General features: G+C 33.6%; 21 protein-coding genes. 6 read left to right on the plus strand and 15 right to left on the minus strand.

Translation table 11 applies throughout. The features are described from left to right. The 15 genes from BM246_RS04975 to nrfH all read right to left on the minus strand — a co-directional run bounded on the left by BM246_RS04975 (nucleotide 1) and on the right by nrfH (nucleotide 18,154). Entirely contained in the window at nucleotides 1-1,536 is a 1,536-nt protein-coding gene (locus BM246_RS04975) for a YifB family Mg chelatase-like AAA ATPase (protein ID WP_074936197.1), read from the minus strand. Between the two features lie 141 nt (nucleotides 1,537-1,677). Then, nucleotides 1,678-2,241, minus strand: a complete 564-nt coding sequence (locus BM246_RS04980) for a hypothetical protein (RefSeq protein WP_074936199.1) — start codon at nucleotides 2,239-2,241, stop codon at nucleotides 1,678-1,680. 51 nt (nucleotides 2,242-2,292) lie between these two features. Continuing rightward, nucleotides 2,293-2,685, minus strand: a complete 393-nt coding sequence (locus tag BM246_RS04985) for a hypothetical protein (protein WP_042494856.1) — start codon at nucleotides 2,683-2,685, stop codon at nucleotides 2,293-2,295. A 470-nt stretch (nucleotides 2,686-3,155) separates the two neighbouring features. Then, nucleotides 3,156-3,617, minus strand: coding sequence for a lipocalin-like domain-containing protein (locus tag BM246_RS04995; RefSeq protein WP_159140046.1), 462 nt, complete (start codon nucleotides 3,615-3,617; stop codon nucleotides 3,156-3,158). Between the two features lie 192 nt (nucleotides 3,618-3,809). Beyond that, complete coding sequence (locus BM246_RS05000) at nucleotides 3,810-4,862, minus strand: transglutaminase domain-containing protein (RefSeq protein ID WP_074936204.1); 1,053 nt, start codon at nucleotides 4,860-4,862, stop codon at nucleotides 3,810-3,812. Then, the gene (locus tag BM246_RS05005) at nucleotides 4,863-5,576 is read right to left on the minus strand and encodes a carboxypeptidase-like regulatory domain-containing protein (RefSeq protein ID WP_074936206.1); all 714 of its coding nucleotides are present in this window, start codon (nucleotides 5,574-5,576) and stop codon (nucleotides 4,863-4,865) included. Between the two features lie 174 nt (nucleotides 5,577-5,750). Continuing rightward, nucleotides 5,751-7,007 (minus strand): alginate export family protein, encoded by a 1,257-nt coding sequence (locus BM246_RS05010; protein ID WP_074936208.1) that lies wholly within the window; start codon nucleotides 7,005-7,007, stop codon nucleotides 5,751-5,753. Nucleotides 7,008-7,130: 123 nt separating this feature from the next. Beyond that, on the minus strand, nucleotides 7,131-7,958 hold the full coding sequence (locus BM246_RS05015; RefSeq protein ID WP_074936210.1) for an ABC transporter ATP-binding protein: 828 nt from the start codon (nucleotides 7,956-7,958) through the stop codon (nucleotides 7,131-7,133). 11 nt (nucleotides 7,959-7,969) lie between these two features. Continuing rightward, nucleotides 7,970-8,815 (minus strand): ABC transporter ATP-binding protein, encoded by an 846-nt coding sequence (locus tag BM246_RS05020; protein WP_074936212.1) that lies wholly within the window; start codon nucleotides 8,813-8,815, stop codon nucleotides 7,970-7,972. 118 nt (nucleotides 8,816-8,933) lie between these two features. Beyond that, complete coding sequence (locus BM246_RS05025; protein WP_074936214.1) at nucleotides 8,934-10,040, minus strand: ABC transporter permease; 1,107 nt, start codon at nucleotides 10,038-10,040, stop codon at nucleotides 8,934-8,936. Nucleotides 10,041-10,067: 27 nt separating this feature from the next. After that, complete coding sequence (locus BM246_RS05030; RefSeq protein ID WP_074936217.1) at nucleotides 10,068-11,462, minus strand: CmpA/NrtA family ABC transporter substrate-binding protein; 1,395 nt, start codon at nucleotides 11,460-11,462, stop codon at nucleotides 10,068-10,070. Between the two features lie 367 nt (nucleotides 11,463-11,829). Next, nucleotides 11,830-12,588 carry a Crp/Fnr family transcriptional regulator gene (locus BM246_RS05035; protein ID WP_175489776.1) on the minus strand — a complete coding sequence of 253 codons (759 nt, stop codon included), beginning with the start codon at nucleotides 12,586-12,588 and terminating at the stop codon, nucleotides 11,830-11,832. A 180-nt stretch (nucleotides 12,589-12,768) separates the two neighbouring features. Further along, nucleotides 12,769-15,939 (minus strand): cytochrome c biogenesis protein, encoded by a 3,171-nt coding sequence (gene ccsA, locus BM246_RS05040; RefSeq protein WP_074936218.1) that lies wholly within the window; start codon nucleotides 15,937-15,939, stop codon nucleotides 12,769-12,771. Nucleotides 15,940-16,031: 92 nt separating this feature from the next. Next, nucleotides 16,032-17,528 carry an ammonia-forming cytochrome c nitrite reductase gene (nrfA, locus tag BM246_RS05045; protein ID WP_042503890.1) on the minus strand — a complete coding sequence of 499 codons (1,497 nt, stop codon included), beginning with the start codon at nucleotides 17,526-17,528 and terminating at the stop codon, nucleotides 16,032-16,034. 26 nt (nucleotides 17,529-17,554) lie between these two features. After that, a complete protein-coding gene (gene nrfH, locus BM246_RS05050) occupies nucleotides 17,555-18,154 on the minus strand; it encodes a cytochrome c nitrite reductase small subunit (protein WP_042494849.1) in 600 nt (199 codons plus the stop codon). A gap of 248 nt (nucleotides 18,155-18,402) precedes the next feature. Between nrfH and BM246_RS05055 the strand changes: the two genes are divergently transcribed. The 6 genes from BM246_RS05055 to BM246_RS05080 all read left to right on the plus strand — a co-directional run bounded on the left by BM246_RS05055 (nucleotide 18,403) and on the right by BM246_RS05080 (nucleotide 23,142). Continuing rightward, entirely contained in the window at nucleotides 18,403-19,581 is a 1,179-nt protein-coding gene (locus BM246_RS05055; protein ID WP_074936220.1) for a molybdopterin molybdotransferase MoeA, read from the plus strand. 1 nt (nucleotide 19,582) lies between these two features. Beyond that, nucleotides 19,583-19,921: a winged helix-turn-helix domain-containing protein gene (locus tag BM246_RS05060; protein ID WP_042494847.1), complete on the plus strand. Its 339-nt coding sequence runs from the start codon at nucleotides 19,583-19,585 to the stop codon at nucleotides 19,919-19,921. Between the two features lie 91 nt (nucleotides 19,922-20,012). Beyond that, the gene (locus tag BM246_RS05065) at nucleotides 20,013-20,753 is read left to right on the plus strand and encodes a sulfite exporter TauE/SafE family protein (protein WP_074936224.1); all 741 of its coding nucleotides are present in this window, start codon (nucleotides 20,013-20,015) and stop codon (nucleotides 20,751-20,753) included. A gap of 2 nt (nucleotides 20,754-20,755) precedes the next feature. Then, complete coding sequence (locus tag BM246_RS05070) at nucleotides 20,756-21,559, plus strand: NTP transferase domain-containing protein (RefSeq protein ID WP_074936226.1); 804 nt, start codon at nucleotides 20,756-20,758, stop codon at nucleotides 21,557-21,559. A 49-nt stretch (nucleotides 21,560-21,608) separates the two neighbouring features. Next, nucleotides 21,609-22,709, plus strand: a complete 1,101-nt coding sequence (gene moeB / locus BM246_RS05075; protein ID WP_074936228.1) for a molybdopterin-synthase adenylyltransferase MoeB — start codon at nucleotides 21,609-21,611, stop codon at nucleotides 22,707-22,709. Further along, a complete protein-coding gene (locus BM246_RS05080; RefSeq protein WP_042494844.1) occupies nucleotides 22,699-23,142 on the plus strand; it encodes a molybdenum cofactor biosynthesis protein MoaE in 444 nt (147 codons plus the stop codon). Before moeB ends, BM246_RS05080 begins: the two co-directional genes overlap by 11 nt. The last annotated feature ends 12 nt before the right edge of the window (nucleotides 23,143-23,154 follow it).

A 23,154-nucleotide genomic window follows, 5' to 3' on the forward strand; every position in this document is an offset into this window, starting at 1 on the left:
CTACCCTAACCAACCCTCGCGATCTAAACTACGGTATTGTATAGCCTCACTAATATGAGAACCATTTACCTCTGCAATACCCTCTAAATCGGCAATAGTTCGAGATACTTTTAGTATTCTATCATAGGCGCGAGCCGATAAGTTTAAGCGTTCCATAGCCGTTTTGAGCAACTGTTTCGAATTCTCATCTAGAACGCAATGTTTTCTAATTTGCTTCACATTCATTTGGGCATTATAATGTACTTTATCAGAATCTTCAAAACGTTTTGTTTGTATTTGCCTAGCTTTGGTCACACGCTTCCTAATATCTACCGAGCTCTCTCCTTTTCTATCATCCGATAATTTATCAAAAGGCACAGGCGTCACTTCAATGTGAATATCAATTCTATCTAAAAGCGGTCCCGACACTTTACTTAAATAACGTTGCATTTCTGCAGGACTAGATGTTACAGGTGCATCGGGATCATTGAAATAACCACTCGGACTCGGATTCATACTCGCTACCAACATAAACGATGATGGATAAGTAACCGTGAATTTTGCCCTAGAAATAGTAACCTCGCGATCTTCTAGTGGCTGACGCATAACTTCTAGAACTTCACGCTTAAATTCTGGTAATTCGTCTAAAAATAAAACACCATTATGAGACATAGATATTTCACCTGGTTGCGGATAACTTCCGCCGCCGACTAATGCCACATTTGAAATTGTGTGATGTGGATTTCTAAATGGTCTTTGAGCCATTAAACCGGTATCTTTTACTCTACCCACTACAGAATGTATTTTAGTAGTTTCCAAGGCTTCATGCAATGTCATAGGTGGTAAAATACTTGGTAATCGTTTAGCAAGCATCGTTTTTCCTGCTCCAGGAGGACCAATTAAAATAATATTATGTCCGCCAGCAGCAGCGATTTCCATACAGCGCTTAATGCCTTCCTGCCCTTTTACATCTGCAAAATCGAACTCCGGAAAATCTAAATTCTGCTCAAACTCTTTACGTGTATCTATTATAGTTTGTTCTATAGCTGTTCCCTTATCAAAAAAGTCTATAACTTGCTTTATATTATCAATACCATAAACCTCTAAGTTATCTACAATAGCAGCTTCTTTGGCATTCTCGGCTGGCAATATAAAACCTTTATAACCTTCTTCCCTAGCCTTAACAGCTATAGGCAATGCACCTTTAATAGGCTGAAGCGTACCGTCTAAAGACAATTCGCCCATTATTAAGTATTCTTCTAAACCTTCTGCTTTAATTTGGTCTGTGGACGCTAAAATACCAATGGCTAAAGTTAAATCGTAAGCCGAACCTTCTTTTCTCAAATCGGCAGGCGACATATTAATAATGATTTTTTTACCAGGAATTTTATATCCGTTATTCTGAAGTGCTGCCGCTATACGAAAGTTACTTTCCTTAATGGCATTATCGGGTAATCCTACAAGATGGTAACCAACGCCTTTATCTACATTCACTTCTACCGTTACCGTTGTAGCCTCAACACCAAAAACGGCGCTTCCAAAAACTTTTTTAAGCATAAATTAAGTTTGTTTGATGCTTAAATGTAATAAATGTATTTGGAATTTTATAATTTATTAGGAATCAAGACTTTTTATTAGAACAATTCTGCTGCCTAAACACCTAATTTAATCTAGAGTTTTACTCATTGTTCAAACACTTTATTCTCTGTTTTTATAAAGCGCTATAGCTTTCAAAAATTTGATTCCGCCAGATTCTGTTTGGTCGTGTATAAATCCATTCAATTCAGGATTGTTTTTATCAACCCAGCTTATAAGTCGGTTTTTGTTCATTTCCCATGTAGCTTCTCTAAAATCCAAATATTCCGTTTCAATACTAATTATTTTTTCCTTTTGAAACTTTATAGTTTGATGCATTATAAATGGCACTTCCTGAAGAAAAGCAATTCTTTTATCTATTTTTGAAATTTTCACTTTCACTATTCCACCCGCTTCCTCTATTTCAAGTATATTATAGTTAGGGCTAAAAACAGCATCCCATTTCAATAACTCTAAATAATCCTTTTTAGAATATGTTACCTCGTACTCACCTTCAATTGTAGTTATACTATCTGTAACGCAATTAGATATTTTTGAGTAATCCGAATCGCTAAGAGCTTTGAAGTATTGTTTAGAAATTTCAATCTTGTCAATTTGCTTTTCTGAATTTTTACAGCATGCAAACCCCATTACCAATATTAATAATAAAACTATCAGTTTCTTCATGAGTTATTGTTTAAATTAATGACATTTCTGGTTGTAAATAAAAAGCGAACATTAATAATTAAGATCCACAAACATCCAAATATAAACAATCAGTTTTAGTATAATTACTATACAGAAAGCAGCTAGCAAACTAAATAAAAACTTCTTCTTACTGGTTTTATATTTTGGTTTTAAAAAATAAACTAGAAGTGGTATAAAAAGTAAAAAAGCAACCAAAGCTATACCGATAGCCACAAATGAAAAACCAACTATTGCTAATTCTCCAAGGACATTAAAAGAAGCATGAGATAAAGCAAAAAAATCATCCAATGAAGTAACACCGCTATTACCGCTGTAACTCGTATTATTCTTCTTGAAGAACAGGTTTATTTCAATAAAAAACACAACAATATTGAATGCTAAGTATAGTATTAACCAAATTGCTTTTGTGAATATCTTTTTCATTATTTCAATATTACTATTTAACTACAAAAAAAACAATCAAACACAAACACCTAAAATAACGGCAACTTAAAATATATATTCAAATAAGGTAAGCAACAAAACTTAAAATAAAAGGAAGTATTCCGAAAAGAATAATACCTGTTATAGAAACCCAATATTGATAATTTTTTTTCTCATTTCTAATACTACTAATTACAATAAATACTATACTCAGAAATAACAAAATATTAGCCAATATTCCAAGATACAACAAAACAGAAATTGTGTTATTTTCTAATCCAGGAAAGTCAACAAGGCTTATTGTTAGATAGATTATAATAACATTAAGCACTAAAATCCAAATTATAAAATGAAATGCCCATTTCTTAAAGCTAATTTCTTTCATATTTACATTTAGTTATATGCCGAGTAACGGTATTTTATGGCAGAATTAGCCACAGCTAATAGACAACAAATTAGAAACTTTTTTATTATATTTTACTAAAATCTATATATTCTATAGAAGGCGCATCTTCACCATCACATGGATTAGAATCTGCACCTAGTTTTAATGAACTTTCGGAAATTTCAAATAAACTAGCTTTTAAAGCGGTAGTTTCTTCACTATTTCTAATATATAATTCATCATCTATAAATTCCCATGTTCCATTACTTTCTCCATCGATAATACAGTCTCCCATATATTGAATATAAGGAATATCATAATAAGTTCCATCGGCATTAAAAGTGATTGATCCATTTTCCTTACAACCAGAATACGCTTCAAAGCTTTCACTTCCAGAAGCACATATAACGCCTATGCCATTTTTTTTCCATTCTCCTATTAACAATTCTTCTTTACTTCGTTTTTCGTTGTTATCATCATCTGAAGAACAAGATGATAAATTGAATCCGATAATAAATAATACAACTAATAAGCTTACTTTTTTCATTTGGGTTTTATTTTTAATGGACTGTAAATTAATCATCTAAAAAAAACAGCAACTATTATCCAGAAAAAAAGAAATAGTTTCAACTAAACTTTAGCAATAATTAAAATACTAGCCGCTAGTTAATTTCCTACATAGATAGTGTTTTTTAATCATTCTATAAATTTTTATTAAGAAAAACTACTCTTCAATTAATCACTTTTCATTATTCAAAACAACCAACTTCCCTTGCTTATCCCCTTTCAAAACCCGCACCGCATAAGAAACAACAACCTCATCATCAATCAACACATGAAAATCATAATGACCTCTTGTTTTAAAACTATAATTTAGCTTCAGTATCCCATCTACAAAAGTAAAATCATCATTCTGTACAACTTCCTTAGTAACGCCATTACTCACAGAAAGTTGAACATCATTTAAATTAATATCTTTTAAAATTTTCAGTTGAAAGGGAATCGTTCCTTCTTTAAAAACTTCAATCTTTAGAGTGTTTGGATATACCGGAACTACGCCATATTTAAAAGAACTCCCATAAGCCATCGGCCCATTAACAAACTGATTACTATCTATAGCTTCATCTAACAACAACCACTTTAAATCTAATGGAAAGTGACTTTTAGAAAATTGTTCTGGTTCGGCTAAAAAATAACCGTCGTTATAACTCTTAATAAATTTGTTTTCATTCACATTAAAATAACCGCTCGCTAAAGTAGCATCTACCAAATACCATTTATTATTCAGTTTCACCGCGTTCCATGAATGATTAGCTACACCAAGCGCTCCTATCTGGCTACTTGGTGAACGACTATAGCCATTTACAATCCCGCACGCTATACCCGATAGAGACGCTAATTCTTTAATTAAATAAGCATAACCCGAACAAATAGTCTTTTGATTTTCTACCAACTGTTTAAACACTTTTTTCTGTAAACTCTTGTTCCAATCAGTAAAAGCCAAACTATCATTTTTTAACTTTTTCCGCTTACGAGTCGTTTTTAAATAAAAACCATAATCACCTTCTATATTGAGGCAAACCCATTTGTAAATGGCTCTAAATTTTTCGACATCAGAATCTAAATGAAACGTGAGGTTATGCGCTAAAACAGGTAAATTCTTTAAAGCGGTATTATTGTACAATACAGAAATACTATCGGCTTCTTTAAAATCGATAGTATTAAAATCTGACTGTTGAGATACCGATGTAAAACCAACTAAGGTTATAAAAATGAATACAAAGCGCTTCATCTAAAATATACCTTTAATTTTTTGCCATAAGTTTGGCTTAGACTCATAAACTTCTTTTACAGCTACTTTACCAACAAGTATGCAAACGTCATCACGCATTACAATATCTAATGGTTTTTGATTATTTTTAATTACAATTTCTTGTGTTTCGAAACCAATGTAACTTATAACCAAAATATCTCCTTCCTTTAAGGTTTCAGGAAACTCAAACTCACCATCAAAATTAGTGCTTGTACCAATAGTAGTCCCTTTTAATATAATATTTACACCTGGTAACGGACTAGACGTATCAGAAACTGTTCCTTTTAAAAATTCAGTTTTAGAAGATGTTCTTTTCACTTCCGCTTCGCTACTAAAAGCATTTACTTTTTGTACCGTTTGCGTTGGCCGTTGTATTTGTTGCGCCTGTATATTTTGTAAAGAAATTAACGAAATAAAAGCCACACTTGCCACTCTTAGAAAATTAAAAGATGATGTATTGCTTCCTGTTTTATCTTCTAAAGTATATGTCTTTAACTGCGAAGTCGCAAAAATGCCGCAAGTGTTTTCTTGGTTGGTTTTAAAATAAGCCGTTAACTTTTGGTCATTCATTCTTCTAAAATCTATCACTTCCTTGTCGCAGGAATTACAAAACCCGCCACAAGCCGTAGGTTTAAATTGATTATAATCTTCCGAACATGGTTGCTTAACCGAAATACTTAATTGTTGTTTCATAATATATATTTTTCTTATTCGAATATATCAATAGGATGAGGTATAAACCATCCTTAATGAGTTAACGGTGTTTTTCACTGCGTGTAACTTCTTTTTCAGTTAGGCTGATCTTTAAACAAAAAAAATCCCGCCAAAAGCGGGATTCTTAATATTTTGAGTTTCTTTAAAAGTAACTTAGTTTAAAAACTTAGGCTTAATAACTAACATAGCCCAGGCCCAGTTTTGTACATCGGCAGCAGCAGCTTCTGTAACACCTTTAAGCTCGTACATACCATCACTAGCAAACATATGAGAATACCCTATTTTTAAAGCATAACCTTTAAAGGCTTTAGAATATACTAAATCTAACTCTGTTCCTAAAGATTTCTCGCCACTAGCTAACTCTTGCTCACCACTAAAGTTTAATGCTTTAACCATTAAGCTAGAGGTTTCGTTAAGTTTAAAGTTTGCACTTACGTGTATATCAAATAAACCAACATTGTTAGCATGATTTCCTACGTAGAAGTAATCCATAAAACCATTAAATTTATGATTGGTTCCGTATAGCGGGAAGAAAGCTTCAGAATCTGCAGTTGTAGTATCGTTACCACTAATAAGTTCCATACCAGCACCTAAACCAACTTTAGCAGATGCTTTGTAAGTAAACTCTAAGCCTAATAAATAAGCACCATCAACAGTATCACCCATTTGAGTAAAAGCATTTAATGCTGCTCCAAAATCGCCACTTTTATAATCTAAGTGTGTTCCTAAAGTTTGAATGCTGTTTACACCATCTGGAGTTACACCATCTGCTTCATATTTCTGAAAACCATTGTTTAAAAATAATAAGCTACCAGAAAAACTATCCCAAGATTGTTTTAAATAAGCATATTGCATGGTTTTATAAGAAAAATATCCTGTAGTACCGTAAGCTGTAGAAGTCGATTGAAATCCTGTTGGGTTCGAGTAATCTTGATTAAACGCTAAACCAACATCTAATAAAAATTTTCCTTTTTTATATTTCAATAATGCCGCATCATGGTTACGCCCTTGTTGTGCCCAGTCTAAGCCTCCAAAAATACGTTGATCGTCGTAAGAAATAACCTGACGACCTAATTTAGTAGTAAATCCTTCGCCTAATTTCACCTCTGCCCAAGCTTGGAATACAGCAAACGAGTTATTCTGGTCGTAAGGTAAAATTTGTCTGTTTTCTCCCCAAACCATAACATCTTGTAAGCTTACATAAAACTTATAATTCTCTGTAGAGTAACCTGTATTTAAACGTATTCTTGTTGAAATTCCAAAACCAGGGTCTGCTGCATCTGGAATAATACCACCAAAACCATTACGGTATTCGGTTCTTGGCCTAAACTCACCATCTAAAGTAAACTGTGCTTGTGCAAATTGAACCATTAAGGCTAGTATGCTTATAGTTAAATAAATTTTTTTCATAATTTTAATTTTACGTTTTTAATTATCTAGTGATTGATTGTTGTAACTTTTTTAATGTTTTAAGGCAAATGTATAAGACTATCCTTTTTTACTTTATGATAAATCTCATGTTTATATTACTTTTTAATGCTCCAAAAAGTCTATTAAGTGTTTTCTATACTTGTAGTAATCGTCGTGTTCTAAAACCGATTTACGTGTTCGTGGTCTTTCAAAATCAATATTTAAAATATCACCAATTTTCGCTTTAGGCCCACTCGTCATCATAACCACGCGATCTGCTAAAAAAATAGCTTCATCTACATCGTGCGTTATCATAACGGCTGTAATTTTTTCTTTATTCCAAATTTCAATTAAAATATCTTGCAACTCTCCTCTTGTTAGAGAATCTAGCATACCAAAAGGCTCATCGAGCAATAATACTTTAGGTTTAATAGCAAAAGCACGAGCAATACCAACACGCTGTTGCATTCCTTGAGAAAGGTCTGATGCCTTTTTATCAAACGCATCTTCCAAGCCTACTTTCTGTAAATAATACTTAGCAATATCATGCCTTTGTGCTTTTGTAGCATGCGGAAACACTTTATTTACGCCCAACAAAACATTCTGTAAAGATGTCATCCAAGGCATTAAACTCGGCGCCTGAAAAATAACACCTCTATCTGGCCCAGGGCCTTTTATATGCTTTCCTAAAACAGATATATGTCCGTCCGAAATAGGGTTTAATCCAGCAATCATAGAAAGCATCGTTGTTTTCCCGCAGCCCGAATGCCCAATAATGGTAACAAATTCTTCCTTTCTAATCTGTAAGTTTAAATCTTCCAAAACCACATAGTCACCCTTTGGGGTTGGGTAAACCTTTTTCAGGTTTTTCAAATCCAACATCACTTCATGAGAAGGAAAAATTTGTTTTTTAAGTATATCGCTCTGTTTATTTTCAATTATAACGCTCATGCTTTTTACTTTTAAAATTGATTAACAAAATCCTTAGGACTCAAATCCGGAAGCACAATAGCTTCCTTAGCCTCAGTTTTTCTCTCATTTCCAATATCCATTAAATACTCAATAATGGCATTTCTTGTTTTTTTGAAATTCGGATTATCATTCATTTCCGTTTTATCTCTAGGGCGTTCAATATCAATTTTAAACTCAGGACCTAAAGTTGCATTTGGTCCAGGACGTAATGGAATAATGCGGTCTGCCATGTAAATACCTTCATCTACATCATTAGTAATTAACAGCGCTGTACGTTTATCTTTTCCCCAGATGTTTAAAATTTCATCTTGTAAATTCCCACGCGTTAAAGCATCTAAAGCACCAAGAGGTTCGTCCATAATAATCATTTCTGGTTTCATGGCTAACGCTCTAGCAACCGATACACGTTGGCGCATACCACCCGATAATTCTTTCGGACGCTTATTAATGGCAGGTGTTAAACTCACCATCTCCACATAATCGGCTACAATAGCATGCAACTCCGCTTTACTCTTTTTAGGAAAAGCCTCCTTAACAGCCATATACACATTTTGTCCTACCGTTAACCAAGGCAGCAACGAATAGTTTTGGAAAATAACACCTCGCTCATGGCTAGTTCCCATAACAGGCTCACCTTTAAATAAAACCTCACCTTTAGTTGGCGTAATTAAACCGTTAATTAAGTTTACTAAAGTGGTTTTTCCACTACCAGTAAACCCAACAATAGCAACAAATTCACCTTCTTCAATCGATAAATTAATGTTCGATAGCACTTCCGGTTCGTTTTCGCCTTTACCGTAAGTTTTATAAATATTATTTAATTCTAAATATGCCATTTTTCTAAGTTTTATTTGGGCGTTACCACAAGGGTCGAGCTTTACGCTACAAGTCCTCGCTCCGTGCCTACGCTGTGGGCTTTCCACTGCAATCCCTAACGCAAATTCGTCTGTTCAATTAAATCCCTTCCGTTTTATCAAAAGACACCCAGTTTTGTATGGTTAGCATAATGCGATCTAATAAAAAACCAATAATTCCAATAACAAACATGGCCACAATAATTTTTGCATTAGAATCGTTTGCCCCATTCTGGAATTCTTCCCAAACAAACAGACCTAAACCAGGACTTTGAGCTAATAATTCAATAGCAATTAAAACCATCCATGCTACCGATAGGGTAATTTTTAAACCTGTAAAAATTAATGGTAAAGACGATGGTAATACCACTTTAAATATTTTTTGAAACGGTCCTAACTTCAATACTTTAGCTACATTAATATAATCTTTATCTACCGTAGCAACACCCATAGCAGTATTTACCAAAGTGGCCCACATAGAACAAAAACCAACACTAATAAACGATATAGTAAACGAGCTATCCTCGCTAGAATCGATCAATAATGTTTTTACAATCATAAAAACAAGTAAGTACCAAACTACTGGAGATACCGGTTTAAAGATTTGAATAAACCAGTTGAATGCGCTTTTTAAAGTCGGACTCAACCCAATGAAAATACCTAAAGGCACCGCAATAAATAAGGCTAATAAAAACCCAGCAAACACTGTTTTTAAACTTCTAAATATTTGATCTACAAAAGATGGTCGCCCAGTATATGTAATAGCATCTTTACCTTCTGCCAAACGTTTCTCGTTTAAAACAGCTGTTTTTTCAATAAACGCAGCTTTATCAGCTTTTATAATGTTATGATCTCTTAATAACGATTTATAAGAATCCCAAACCTGACTCGGTGATGGCAACGTGTTAGGTTGGCAACTAGAATCTCCCGATGCTATGCAACTACGCAAAGCATCGGCAGCTTCTGGACCTTGATCAGTAAGGGCTTTTTCAATTTTAAATTCTGCTTCTATGTTGTACAAAGATTTTGCACCCAAATGCCACAGCCCAATAAATAATAGCATAGAAGCCAGTGGAACAACGGTTTTACGTAGGACATTTTTTAAATCTTCTCTTTCTAGTTTCCCAGTAAATAGGTCTTTTAAGGTGCTTAAAAACCCTAACCCTACAAAATTGGTTACTTTTCCTAATGTTATACTTTGCTTCATGACTTCTCTATGTATTGGCTTTACTAATTATTGTATCGCTTTATCTTTATTTCCTATTTTAAAACTATTGATGTAAGAAATTGGATCTTTACCATCGTAAGTTGTACCATCTATAAAATCTGCTGTTGCTGGTTTAAAACCATCTGTAGTTGGAATATCTCCTGCAGGAATGTTTCCTTCTTCAACTAAAAGTTTAGCGGCTTGCGTCCAGATATCTGGTCTATAAATACTACTAATAGTTTCTTTATACCATGCTGCTGGCTTAGCTTCAGGAATTTGTCCCCATCTACGCATTTGCGTTAAGAACCAAATACCATCAGAATAAAATGGATAAGTTGCATTGTATTTGTAGAATACATTAAAATCTGGCATATCACGCTTATCACCTTTCTCAAACTCAAAAGTTCCTGTCATAGAATTGGCTAAAACCTCTTCTGGCGCACCAACATATTGAGACATTGATAATATTTTTACAGCTTCAGCTCTATTACTTGGCTCATCTAACCATTTACCAGCTCTAATTAAAGCTTTTGTTACAGCAATAGCCGTGTTTGGGTTATCTTCAACAAACTTCTTTGTCATTACAAAAACCTTTTCCGGGTTGTTTTTCCAGATATCGTAATTTGTTACTACAGGAACTCCAATACCTTTAAATACTGCTTGCTGGTTCCATGGTTCACCTACGCAATATCCATGAATAGTTCCTGCTTCTAACGTTGCTGGCATTTGTGGCGGAGGTGTTACAGATAGTAAAACTTCAGCATCAATTTGTCCTTGAACATTATCGGCCGTATACATACCCGGGTGAATTCCCGCTGCTGCTAACCAATATCTAATTTCATAATTATGTGTAGACACCGGAAAAACCATTCCCATTTTAAAAGGCTTACCTGAGTTTTTATACTCTGTAATTACTGGTTTTAAAGCTTCTGCTTTAATAGGGTGCACAGGCTTTCCATCTTCTCCTGTTGGTACGTTTGGTTTCATTTTAGCCCAAACATCGTTGGATACTGTAATTCCATTTCCATTTAAATCCATTGAAAAAGGCGTTACTAAATCGGCTTGACGACCAAATCCTGCTCCCGCAGCAATAGGCTGCCCGGCTAACATGTGCGAACCATCTAATTGACCATCAATAACACGATCTAAAATATTTTTCCAATTCGATTGTGCTTCAACTGAAACAAATAAACCTTCATCTTCAAAAAATCCTTTTTCTTTCGCAATAGCTAACGGCGCCATATCTGTCAATTTGATAAAACCAAATGTTAATTGTGGTTTTTCAATATCTAATGTTTTTGTTTTAGAAACTTCGGCTACAACAGTTTCTGCTATTTCTTTCTTTTTCTCTTTGCCTCCGCAAGCACTTAATGCAACCGCTAAGGCAACAACTAAAGAGGATTTTGTTAATAATGATTTCATGTTGAATTGTTTTAATTAATTACTAAGTATTAATACTTACTTGTTGCAAATATATAAGTAGAACTCAATTTAATACATGATATTCCCCATATAACAATAGCTTTTTTATCATATAAAAACCTGCGAAAACACAGTTAAAACAACCAATAGCTTAATTAACAATAACTTAAACACACAAAACAAACTACGTAAACCAACATAGTAAACATAAAAAACTACGTATAAAAACACGTATTTATAAAAATAAAGTTGAAATAATGTTTTTTAGATGAAGAATAACTTTTACAAACTAAACGGTCTTTAACTTGAAATCAAGAAAATCTAAAAGTGAAATAAAAATATAATTTGAATAACTTTAAAATGATGCTTAACTATCTAAGAAATAGTTATGTTCGCTAATTTCATTTTTAAGTACTTGCACATTAGGAACACCAATTTTTTTTCCTTTAGCAGAAATTAAACCTTCCTTTTTTAACAAAGAAAACACACGGATTACCTGCTCTTCTGTGGTTCCTGCATAATCGGCATATTCTTTTCGGCTTAGTGGCAAATTGAGATAACCACGTAAATCGCCAAACTTTCTATTAATATACAACAATGTGTCAATAACTCGCTCACGAACCGTCATTTGAGAAATAGACTTCACTTTAGATTCGCTGCGGTTAAGCTCGTTGGCATAAAACAACATTAATTGATAACTAAACTCAGGGCTTTTTCTTAAAGCATCTTGTAAACTATCTTTAGAAAAATAACAAAGCACAGTATCTTGCAAAGCCACGGCACCAATAGAATAATATTCTTCCGTTCCAAAACCACGATGGCCAATAATTTCGCCTTCTTTCGCAAAACGAACTATTTGCTCACGACCATTAATACCGGTTCTAAAAACCTTAACAGTACCTTTGAGAATAAAAAACAAGCCATTAACTGGAGCGCCCTCTATTATAAACTGTTGGCCCTTTTTACAACGAATGTCACTCTTTTCTTTTTCTAGAGTTTTAGGACCTAACGTTTTTAAAACATTTTTAATTAAACAATCGGAATTATCACATACTTCGCAAGCCGTTCTCGTGAGCGATCTCACGTTTGGCGGTGTTCTATATGTATTTACAACTGTATTTTGCATAAAAAGCTTTAAGCGAATCACACAAATATAAGTATTAATACTTACTCATCAAGAACACTACTTATTTTTAATAATTACGCAAATAGTTTCTAAAAACAATAAAGACATCATATATTTATGATGTCTTTATTGTTAAAACCGTAATTTAAAAATTAGATTTTATGTATATCTTTCTATCGATTAAGGGTTTAAATCTATTCTACTGCTCTCATTTTTACGACAAAAAGTCTTCTTTCTGTAATACGCCAAAAGCGTTACAATAATCATAAAAGCAGCCAAAACATAAACAAAATTAGGAATTGGTAACGGATCGCCAGCGGCATAGCTATGCAAACCAGACAAGTAATAGTTTACTCCAAAAGACGTCATGATAATAGACCAAAAAGCAAACATACTCGCTACGTTTATAATAAAGTTGTTGTTCAGTTTCGGGATAAATCTTAAATGCAGTACAATGGCATAAACAATAATACTTATTAAAGCCCATGTTTCCTTTGGATCCCAAGCCCAATAACGTCCCCATGATTCATTGGCCCAAACACCTCCCAAAAACGTACCTACAGCTAATACAAACAAACCAATAGTCATGGCTATTTCATTAATATAAGTAAGCTCTTTAATTTTAATTTCTATTATCGCCTTCGTTTTTGGTGTTTTAAAAATATAAAGTAACAACGCCATTAAACCTAAAATAGCAGACAATGCTAATGGCGCATAACTACTAACAATGGTTGCCACATGTATTTTTAACCAATACGACTTTAAAACAGGCATTAAATTGGTAATCTCCGGATTTAACCAATCTAAATAACTTACAAATAATAATGCCCCGGAAAATAAGGTAGCAAGTGGTAAAGAAAAATCTGATTTTCTAAACGTAAGTAGTCCGCATAGCAGTAACACCCAAGACACAAAAACTAACATCTCGTACCCATTACTCCATGGCGCATGTTGTGCCACATACCAACGTAAAATGATATTTCCTGTAAAGCATAGAAATGAAACTAGAGTTAGCACTATAAGTATATTATTGAAAAACTCTATACCTTTTTTCTGCACAAACATTTTTACAATAGCCAGAACGAGCAATATCAATCCAAGCGCAAAAAACACTTGAAATAACCAAAAATTAATATTGGCCTTATTGTACCAAAGTTCTGCTTCTATGCGCTCCGGAGTTGGTATTACACTTGCGCCTAAAACCTCTTGATATTTTTTAATGTACATTAATTTCTCTTGAGCATCATCATACTTAAGCATTACAATGTCATTAAAATAAGATGGAATAATGCTTTGCGCGAACTGAGCATCTTCCTCTGGGAAATCTCTAAAATGATGTTTAAAACTAAACCAAGTATTATTGGCATCATTCTTATTTGGGAAGATCTTTAAATAATTTCCAGCAAATAAATTATATAAAATATTAAATCGCTCATCAACTTTTAAAACCTCTTTATCAAACTCATTACGTTCTGCAGGCTTTTTCTTGTTAGCTTCTTCAACTTGATTGGTTAAAATATAATCGCCTTTAGCATCTAGCAAGCTAGTGTAAGGCAATAGATTATTTGTACCAACTACCACATCTTTAAAAAGGTCGCCTGTTTTATCAAAATCGGCCTTAACAAGCGGTATTTTCTGCCAAACGTGCGGTGCTATATGCATGGCTAAAAACGTTTGATTGGCATCAAAAGTCACTTTTTCACCATTTACTTCATAAGAAAAACTCGATTTTCTTGATATTTTTCTCAAAAACTCAGAACCTAATGTATTTACAGGTTTTATTCTACCATCAAGGTCTTGCACCAAAATTCTACCAAAATAATCGGCATGTGCGCGATCTACTTCTTGCGATTTTACTAAACGCTCTATTTGTTGTGCTGTAGAATCTTTTAATTGCTGCGCAAATGAAGCTTGTAAACTAAAAAGCAACATTACAACAGCTACATGTTTCTTTTTTAAATGTTTCAGTTTTTTATTAATTAAATGAAAACGAGATGCTTTTCCGAAAAGGGTAAAAAACATACCCAACGTCATCAGTACATATCCTAAATACGTAATCCAAGTTCCTAAACTATCATGATTAACAGAAAGAACAGTTCCTTTTTCATCAGTATCATAACTAGCCTGAAAAAAACGATAGCCTCTATAATCTAGCACATTATTCATAAAAATTCTAAACGGTGTTTTTTCATCGTTATCTAAAATAGTAACTTCACTAGCATAAGCTGATGGACTCGATGAACCGGGGTAACGCTCTAACTGAAAATCATTTAACTGAATAGAAAACGGCGTTTCTATTGCGCCCGCTCCATAAGATAAAATCACTCTTAAATTGTCGATATTGACTTCGTGGTGTGTTGGTAAAAAGCCTTCGCGATACAATATATTTAAAGGCTTTTCAGTATCATTTACAGATACATTAACGAGTAATGCATCATCCTTCATTTTATCGTTTTCTTTAGAATCTTCAGATTCACTTTTTAAATGAAAAATTCCGCTTTCGAAGTACGTTAATGGTACAAATGAAATATCGCCCGATCGGTATAATGTTCTTAATGTAATGGCATGCAAGCTATCCTTAGGAATAACTCCTGCTTGTTGTGACGACATGATAAAGAAATCTAAATTGTGAGGAGAATCTATACTAAAAGCACCATTTTCTTCAACAATATTAATAATACCTTTTTTATCAGAATTGAAACCAATTTCATGCTGATGCTCTCCTATCTTTTCAATTTCTCCTTTTTTAAGGTATATGGTATTTCTACCATTTCCTTCGGTAACTACCATTTCTAATAGGGGCTCACCATGTTTTTCATCTTCTACAACTTCGGCAATGGCATCTTCTACATAATCTTTGTAAGATACCGCTACTGTTGCGCCTTCAAAATCTGTTTTTAATGTGAAATCGTTATTTTTTATAGATGAAAACGATCGTTTTTCTTTTACCGTTTTAGACGTTTTTCCATCAGTAATAGTTACTGATAAAAAATTAGTATCTGAAATAACCACATTAGACGATTGCCCTTCTCGAATACGCATAACGCCACCATAAGAGGTATAACGTGTAATTCCTGCACCAAGAATGATGACAATGAAAGATAAATGAAACAGTAAAATGGCCCACTTCTCTTTCTTTAATAAATTATACTTAAAAATATTGGCGATGAATGAAAAAGCTAAACCAACCATAACCATCTCAAACCACCAAGAGTCGTAAATGATTATCCAAGCTGTTTTTGTTCCATAATCGTTTTCAACAAATGTGGCTACAGCCATTGATACGGCAAATGTTAGCAATAAAAGTAGAGCCAACCTTGATGATGAAAAAAACTTGTATAATTTCTGCATAAAACTTTATTAAAAAAAAGAAAGATAGTTTTGGTGATATCACTAATCATCAAAAACTATCTTTCCTAATTATTAAAAACTAATACTAATCTTTAATTATTTAAAGACACATCTTTTGCGCCATATTTAGATTCTCTTTCTTTAGCAGCCTCTAACCATTTTGGTACTAGGTTTTTCTTAAATTCTGCTTTCTCTTTTCTCAAAGCTTCCATATCTAAACCAATATACTCTTGAGCTTTTTCTTTAGTAGAAATATCTGGCATAGTTACAGCTTCATTATGGCCCAACTCAGCAAGTAAACGTGCTAATTTAACACGACCATCTTGAATAATAGTAAAACCACTACCGATAACTCTAGCGGTTTCTACAGGCGAGTGAAAAGATGCACCGTGAGATGCGGCGGCATAATCCCAACGCCATTGTGCGTGACGGATATCCATTAAAATATCTTTCATTTGCTCTTCTGTTGCTCCTAAATCCCAAGCTTTTTTAGCTTCTACGTGAGCTTTAACTAGAAAACCTTCTAATTTTAATCTGTTTTCGGCTGTTTTACGTTGACGATCGTAAACATTCATCTTTAACTTATCAGCATCTTCTCTATGGCATACTTGGCACGCATTAGATACATTGTTTAACGGAGATTGTATGTGGTGATCTGTAAATTTTTGTCCGCCCTCACTCTTATATGGCATATGGCAATCTGCACAAGATACACCACGATCGGCGTGAACTCCTGTTAAGTAAGTTTCATATCCTGGGTGCTGTGCTTTCAACATTGGCGCACGGCTTAATTTATGTGTCCAATCGCTAAATTCAATAGCATCATAATACTCTTCCATAGCTTCTACAGACATCCCATTTTCCCAAGGTAATTTTAAATAAGGTACACCTTCTTTTCCTGGTAATTTTTTATCAAAATAATACTCTACGTGACATTGTGCGCATACTAAAGAACGCATTTCTTGGTGTGTTGCTTGGTTAATATCTTTCCCCATAGCATCAAAAGCTTCAACCAAAGCAGGGCGAGATATGGTTAATTTCATAGTTTTAGAATCATGACAATCTGCACAACCAATTGGATTTACAATCTCATCGCCTTTATCTGCCCATTTACCAGAATAAAATTCGGCTATACCTTTTTCATTCATTAAACGTGGTACATCGGGACTCTTACACGTCCAACATGTAGCAGGCATTGGTCCATCACCTTCTCCTTTAGGTCCACCAGTTCTAAGTGAGTTTGTTATATCTTTAATAGCATTCATGTGACCACGACCTTGACTATAATCTTTAGAAAAACCATAACCAGCCCATAGCACAACTAAATTAGTATCCTCATCTAGCATATCGCGCATAGCAGAACCACCCTGGTAAGTTGCAAAACTAGTGTCGGCTGTTTGTAAAAAGGACTGATACTCGGCTGGATAATTTTTTCCCCATTCGGCATTTCTTGGCTCATTATCTCCAATGTTAACCTTTGGAACATATTGATATTTAGCCTCGTTTTTCCTATTAACAATACTTGATGCTAATAATCCCAGTAGAAATACGACTACTACTGTCACAATAAATAAAACCTTGTTTTTCATGTATTAAGTGTAATTTATTTTAAAATCTATTTGGTTTCCATTTCTTTTTCCAACCAGCTTGGTATTACAGCCTCTTCCTTATCTGTTGGTATTGGAGCTATATTACTTTTTATTGTTGAAATACCATGTACCGTACCATGAGGCACTTCTTGATGGCAAGACCAACATTGCCTTTCCGTTCTATTTTTAGCATGATCTTCTATATATCCATCATACTTTACTTGTGTAACTTGCTGCACATGGCAACGAATACAGTTATTTTGAACCACCTCTTGAGATGCCTCTCTCATAAACATCACCTCTGGCTCTGCTCTTAACGTAAAAACCGATGCATGAAACAAACCATCTTTCGCTTTAAAGTAGTACTTATTAAATATGTTGTTATGTGGTACATGACAATCATTACAAGATGCCCATTCTCTATGTGAACTATGCATCCAACTGTTATAAACCGGCGTCATGACATGGCAGTTTACACAAGCTAAAGGATCATCAGACATGTAAGAAACCAATTCCGCTTCTTTCGTCATAAATAAACCTAAACCTGTGATAATAGCTATAAAAAAAACCGCTATTGTTCGCCATCTAGATTTTTTATTTGGTAATAATTTGTTTTGTATATCCACAAGTATAAATTATTCGAGTTTATTATTTAACTGCCTTTTCTTATTTAGTTGTAAAAAACTAACTACTAATATTATGTTAAAATACATTTTTTTTCTTGTTGAACCAATAATAAAAATGCAATTCCCCAATGACTTCGCAAAAATGTTAATTTTTTTAACAGAATAAAATGACAAATGTCATGTTACAAAAAAAGTTGAATTAAAAATTAATATCGTTATATTTGCTAATACATAACGATATTTATAATATGATCTCCATAGCACAAGCCATATCTACAGTAAAGGCAAACACCAATGCTCTAATGAAAACAACTATTAAAACAGTTGAAAAAGCTGGTGGCTATATACTTTCTAAAGACATTAAATCACCGATTAACATGCCGCCGTTTAATCAATCGGCAATGGATGGTTACGCCTTAAGCTTACACGAAAGCAATACTTACCGCTTAATGGGTGAAATTCAAGCAGGCGATGAACACCAACCCATATTAAAACCAGGAGAAGCCTACCGAATTTTCACAGGTGCAGCTGTGCCAAAAACTGCGAATGCAGTGGTTATGCAAGAAAAAGTTACTGTTGAAAAACTATTAATAAAAATTGAAGGTGATGTCTCTATAAACCAAAATATTCGTCCCTTAGGAGAGCAAGTAAAATATGATGATTTAGCTTTAATAAAAGGCGCAAAACTGACACCTGCAGCCATTGGGTTTTTAGCATCTTTGGGCATTACAACAGTTTCTGTATACAAAAAACCATCTATAGCTATTATCACCACAGGCAATGAATTGGTAGACCCAGGAACCAATTTAAAATACGGAAAAATATATGAAAGCAACTCAAAAATGTTACTGAGTGCGCTTTACAATTTAAAATTCTACGATATTAACCTATATAATGTTGCTGATAATTATGGAAGGACAGTAGCTCAGTTAAAAACGGCGATTAATGAAAACGACCTCGTAATTATTACAGGAGGTATATCGGTTGGAGATTACGATTTTGTTGGTAGAGCCTTAACCGAATTACATGTTGAAGAACTTTTTTATAAGGTGAAGCAAAAACCAGGCAAACCTTTGTTCTATGGAAAAAAAGGAGCGACTCAAGTTTTTGCATTACCGGGTAATCCTGCTGCGGCACTTACTTGTTTTTACGTTTATGTTCACATAGCCTTACAGCAAATGATGAATCGTGAGGATCTAGAATTAAAGCGGGTTTCAGCTAAATCTGCAACACACTTTCTAAAAAAAGGTGATAGACCTCAGTTTTTAAAAGCCATTTATAATAATGGTGAAGTTGAAATTCTAGAAGGACAAAGTTCAGCCATGCAACATACCTTTGCCTTGGCCAATGCCTTAGTTTTTATGGATGAAAACGAACAAGAAATTACCATAGGAAAAACAGTTGAAACCATAATTTTACCCGAATAATATGAGCTACAAAATTAAAAGTAGAATTTGGATAGAATCTGAAAACCATGTGCTTTTAGGCGAAGGCCGCGTACAATTATTAAAAGCTATTGAAACAGAAGGTTCTTTATCTAAAGCAGCAAAAACATTAGGGTTATCATACAAAAAAGCATGGTCGCTAATAGATTCTGTAAACAAATCGGCTAAAAAACCTGTAACTATAAATAGTACTGGCGGTAAAGGTGGCGGAGGTGCAGAATTAACGGATTATGGCAAACAATTAATTGCCGTGTTCGATGAAATAAATAAAAACTGTTGGAATTTTTTAGATGAACAAATTCAGAAACTTGATGAATTATAGTATTCAGTAAAAAAAGTACTCAGAATGCAGTCTCAAGATGTCTTATAAAATAATCCAACAATCATAAACAAATAATCAGTAACTAAACAAAATGTTACAAACCGAAAACATAACCTTGTTTCTAATTATTTTACCCATTGTATCCTTTTTATACTCTAGTGTTGGACATGGAGGTGCAAGTGGCTATTTAGCCCTTATGGCTTTGTTTTCGTTTGCTCCAGAAACAATGAAACCCACGGCCCTATTGCTTAATTTATTTGTGGCAGGAATTTCATTTTACTATTATTTTAAAGCAGGATTTTTTAATAAAAAACTATTTCTAGCCTTTGCAATAACCTCTATTCCATTTGCTTTTTTTGGCGGTACTATTGAAATCGACGCTTCTATCTATAAAAAAATATTGGCCGTTTTACTCATTTTTGCCATATTAAAAATGCTTAATGTTTTTGGAAAAGAAAGTGACAATATAAAAGAAGTAAAACTTTGGCAGGGCCTCTTTTTCGGAAGTATAATTGGTTTTTTCTCCGGGCTCATTGGTATTGGCGGAGGCATTATTTTAAGTCCGGTAATTTTACTATTTCATTGGGGTAAAATGAAGGAAGCCGCAGCCGTTTCTGCACTATTTATTTGGGTAAATTCAGCATCAGGATTGGTTGGTCAACTATATAGTGGTGTAACACTTCAAAAGGAATCCTTTTTATTAGTAGGTATTGCTTTAATTGGTGGTGTTTTAGGTGGTTATTTTGGAAGTAAAAAAATAAACAACATGCAACTGCGCTATATTTTAGCCTTTGTATTAATTATTGCCTGCGGCAAATTATTTTTCACTTAAATATGATAGATAAAACGAACATAACGGGTATTATTCTTGCAGGCGGAAAAAGCACTAGAATGGGTACTGATAAAGGCTTTTTAATGCTGAATGGCAAATCGTTTATGCAACATAGCATCGATGCTTTAAAGCCGGTAGCTTCAAAACTTATAATAGTATCAAATAATACAGATTATGATGTTTTTGGCTTAAACCGTGTTAATGATTCTATTGAAAATGCAGGACCTTTAGCTGGGATTTATTCTGGTTTAAAAGAATCTAGAACAGATTATAATTTGGTGTTAAGTTGCGATATTCCTTTGATAAATTCGGATGTTTTAAGACAGTTAATTTCGGCTGTTGAGAACACTTCCGAAGTTATTCAAATAGAAAGTAATAATCGAAAAATGCCACTGATTGCACTTTATAGTAAATCTTGCAAAACTAAATTTGAGAGGCTATTAAACTCGGGTGAACGAAAATTACAATTTGCAGTAAACCAATGTAGCGTTAAGAGTATTTCTCTAAATAAAAATGAAGCCAAGTTTACAACAAATGTGAATACTAAAGATGAATTAAAACAGCTAAAACGCATGCAGATACATATAAAATATTTTGGGAAAATTTCTGAAATCACAGAGATTACAGAAGAGCAAATTGAGTTTTCAGGAGGTGATGTTTCGGCACTTTTAAAGTTTCTTTATTCCAAATACAAAAATTTAGAATCTAACGATTTTAAAGTCGCTCAAAATCAAGAATTAGTTTCGGAAAACGCTAAGCTTACTGGACAAGACATTGCATTATTACCACCTTTTGCCGGCGGGTAAAATTTTCAATCTAATATAAAAAATTACATAATTATTGAATTAGTAAAAAATGAATAACAGATACAACAGACATATTATTTTATCGGAAATTGGTCAAAAAGGCCAAGATAAAATTTCTAATGCTAAAGTTTTAGTTATTGGCGCAGGTGGCTTGGGCTGCCCTATTTTACAGTACCTTGCCGCTGCAGGCATTGGCAACATTGGTGTTATAGATTTTGATGTTGTTGATATTTCAAACTTACAGCGTCAAATTTTATATGGTACCTCAACCTTAGGCAAAAATAAAGCCGAAGCAGCTAAAGCCCGTTTAGAAGATTTAAATAATGATATTTCTATTAAAGCGTATCCCGAAAAACTAACGCATAAAAATGCACTTAATTTATTTGAAGCCTACGATATTATTGTTGATGGTTCTGATAATTTTGAAACTCGATATCTAGTTAGCGATGCTTGTATTATAGCAAACAAACCCTTAGTTTTTGGAGCTATTTATAAATTTGAAGGTCAGGTTTCTGTATTTAATTACAAAAATGGCCCAAGTTATCGCTGTTTATTTCCTGAAGCTCCAGAAAAAGGGACTGTACCAAATTGTTCTGAAATTGGTGTATTGGGTGTGCTTCCAGGAATTATTGGTACCATGCAAGCGAATGAGGTTTTAAAAATAATTTTAGAACTTGGCAACACACTATCCGGAAAACTATTTTGCTATAATGCCTTAACATTAGAAAATACAACCTTAAAGATTAAACGGTCGGAAATTGCCATTAAATCTGTTCTTAAAGACAAAGAAAATTTTCATTTAAAAGCGATTAATTTGAATTGTGAAGTTGAAATTATCTCAATTTCAATTGAAAATGTTTTATCAGAAAAAAACATTCAATTTATTGATGTTAGAGAAACTCATGAACAACCAAAAATTGATGATTTACCTGTTACGTATATTCCGTTAAGTCAGCTAGAAAATCAACTAGACCAAATCGATATCACAAAAAAGAAGGCCATTTTCTGCCAATCAGGAATGCGAAGTAAACGCGCCGTAGACATATTACTAGAACATAACATATTAAACTGTTTTAGTATTGTTGAAGGTGCCGCCGAAATACAAAGTAAAATAAAAGAACATAATAACATGTTACTAAATGAAAGATAAAAAACCTAAAAGCGTATTTAAAGAAGGTCCAATAACATCAGACTTTATAGGGAATTCTATTTATAAACATCAAACAAAAACAAGTATTGGTGCTCATAACATTTTTTTAGGACAAGTTCGTGCCGATGTTATCGATAATAAAACGGTAGCAGCTATCGAATATACGGCTTACGAAGATATGGCAAATAAAAAATTTCATGATATTCGAGAGGCTGCTTTTGATAAATTCGACCTTACCTGCATGCACATTTACCATAGTTTAGGTACTGTAAAAGCAGGTGAAATATGCTTATTTGTATTTGTATCATCACCAAGACGTAAAGTGGTTTTTGAAGCTTTAGAATTTATAGTTGAAGCGATTAAGGCTGATGTTCCTGTTTTTGGAAAAGAGATTTTTGAAGATGAAACACATCAATGGAAAATAAATAGTTAAACAAATCAACGA

Source organism: Algibacter lectus, assembly GCF_900112395.1.
Lineage (GTDB): Bacteria > Bacteroidota > Bacteroidia > Flavobacteriales > Flavobacteriaceae > Algibacter > Algibacter lectus.

Excerpts from the sequence above, each read along its gene's own strand:
- BM246_RS05080 (WP_042494844.1), top strand. The coding sequence starts at position 22,699 with ATGAAAGATAAAAAACCTAAAAGCGTATTTAAAGAAGGTCCAATAACA.
- BM246_RS05030 (WP_074936217.1), bottom strand. The coding sequence starts at position 11,462 with ATGAAATCATTATTAACAAAATCCTCTTTAGTTGTTGCCTTAGCGGTT.
- BM246_RS05065 (WP_074936224.1), top strand. The coding sequence starts at position 20,013 with ATGTTACAAACCGAAAACATAACCTTGTTTCTAATTATTTTACCCATT.
- BM246_RS05060 (WP_042494847.1), top strand. The coding sequence starts at position 19,583 with ATGAGCTACAAAATTAAAAGTAGAATTTGGATAGAATCTGAAAACCAT.
- BM246_RS05055 (WP_074936220.1), top strand. The coding sequence starts at position 18,403 with ATGATCTCCATAGCACAAGCCATATCTACAGTAAAGGCAAACACCAAT.
- BM246_RS05005 (WP_074936206.1), bottom strand. The coding sequence starts at position 5,576 with ATGAAACAACAATTAAGTATTTCGGTTAAGCAACCATGTTCGGAAGAT.
- BM246_RS05010 (WP_074936208.1), bottom strand. The coding sequence starts at position 7,007 with ATGAAAAAAATTTATTTAACTATAAGCATACTAGCCTTAATGGTTCAA.
- nrfA (WP_042503890.1), bottom strand. The coding sequence starts at position 17,528 with ATGAAAAACAAGGTTTTATTTATTGTGACAGTAGTAGTCGTATTTCTA.
- BM246_RS05070 (WP_074936226.1), top strand. The coding sequence starts at position 20,756 with ATGATAGATAAAACGAACATAACGGGTATTATTCTTGCAGGCGGAAAA.
- BM246_RS04980 (WP_074936199.1), bottom strand. The coding sequence starts at position 2,241 with ATGAAGAAACTGATAGTTTTATTATTAATATTGGTAATGGGGTTTGCA.
- BM246_RS05000 (WP_074936204.1), bottom strand. The coding sequence starts at position 4,862 with ATGAAGCGCTTTGTATTCATTTTTATAACCTTAGTTGGTTTTACATCG.
- BM246_RS05025 (WP_074936214.1), bottom strand. The coding sequence starts at position 10,040 with ATGAAGCAAAGTATAACATTAGGAAAAGTAACCAATTTTGTAGGGTTA.
- BM246_RS04985 (WP_042494856.1), bottom strand. The coding sequence starts at position 2,685 with ATGAAAAAGATATTCACAAAAGCAATTTGGTTAATACTATACTTAGCA.
- BM246_RS04975 (WP_074936197.1), bottom strand. The coding sequence starts at position 1,536 with ATGCTTAAAAAAGTTTTTGGAAGCGCCGTTTTTGGTGTTGAGGCTACA.
- BM246_RS05020 (WP_074936212.1), bottom strand. The coding sequence starts at position 8,815 with ATGGCATATTTAGAATTAAATAATATTTATAAAACTTACGGTAAAGGC.
- BM246_RS04995 (WP_159140046.1), bottom strand. The coding sequence starts at position 3,617 with ATGAAAAAAGTAAGCTTATTAGTTGTATTATTTATTATCGGATTCAAT.
- BM246_RS05035 (WP_175489776.1), bottom strand. The coding sequence starts at position 12,588 with ATGCAAAATACAGTTGTAAATACATATAGAACACCGCCAAACGTGAGA.
- ccsA (WP_074936218.1), bottom strand. The coding sequence starts at position 15,939 with ATGCAGAAATTATACAAGTTTTTTTCATCATCAAGGTTGGCTCTACTT.
- BM246_RS05015 (WP_074936210.1), bottom strand. The coding sequence starts at position 7,958 with ATGAGCGTTATAATTGAAAATAAACAGAGCGATATACTTAAAAAACAA.
- moeB (WP_074936228.1), top strand. The coding sequence starts at position 21,609 with ATGAATAACAGATACAACAGACATATTATTTTATCGGAAATTGGTCAA.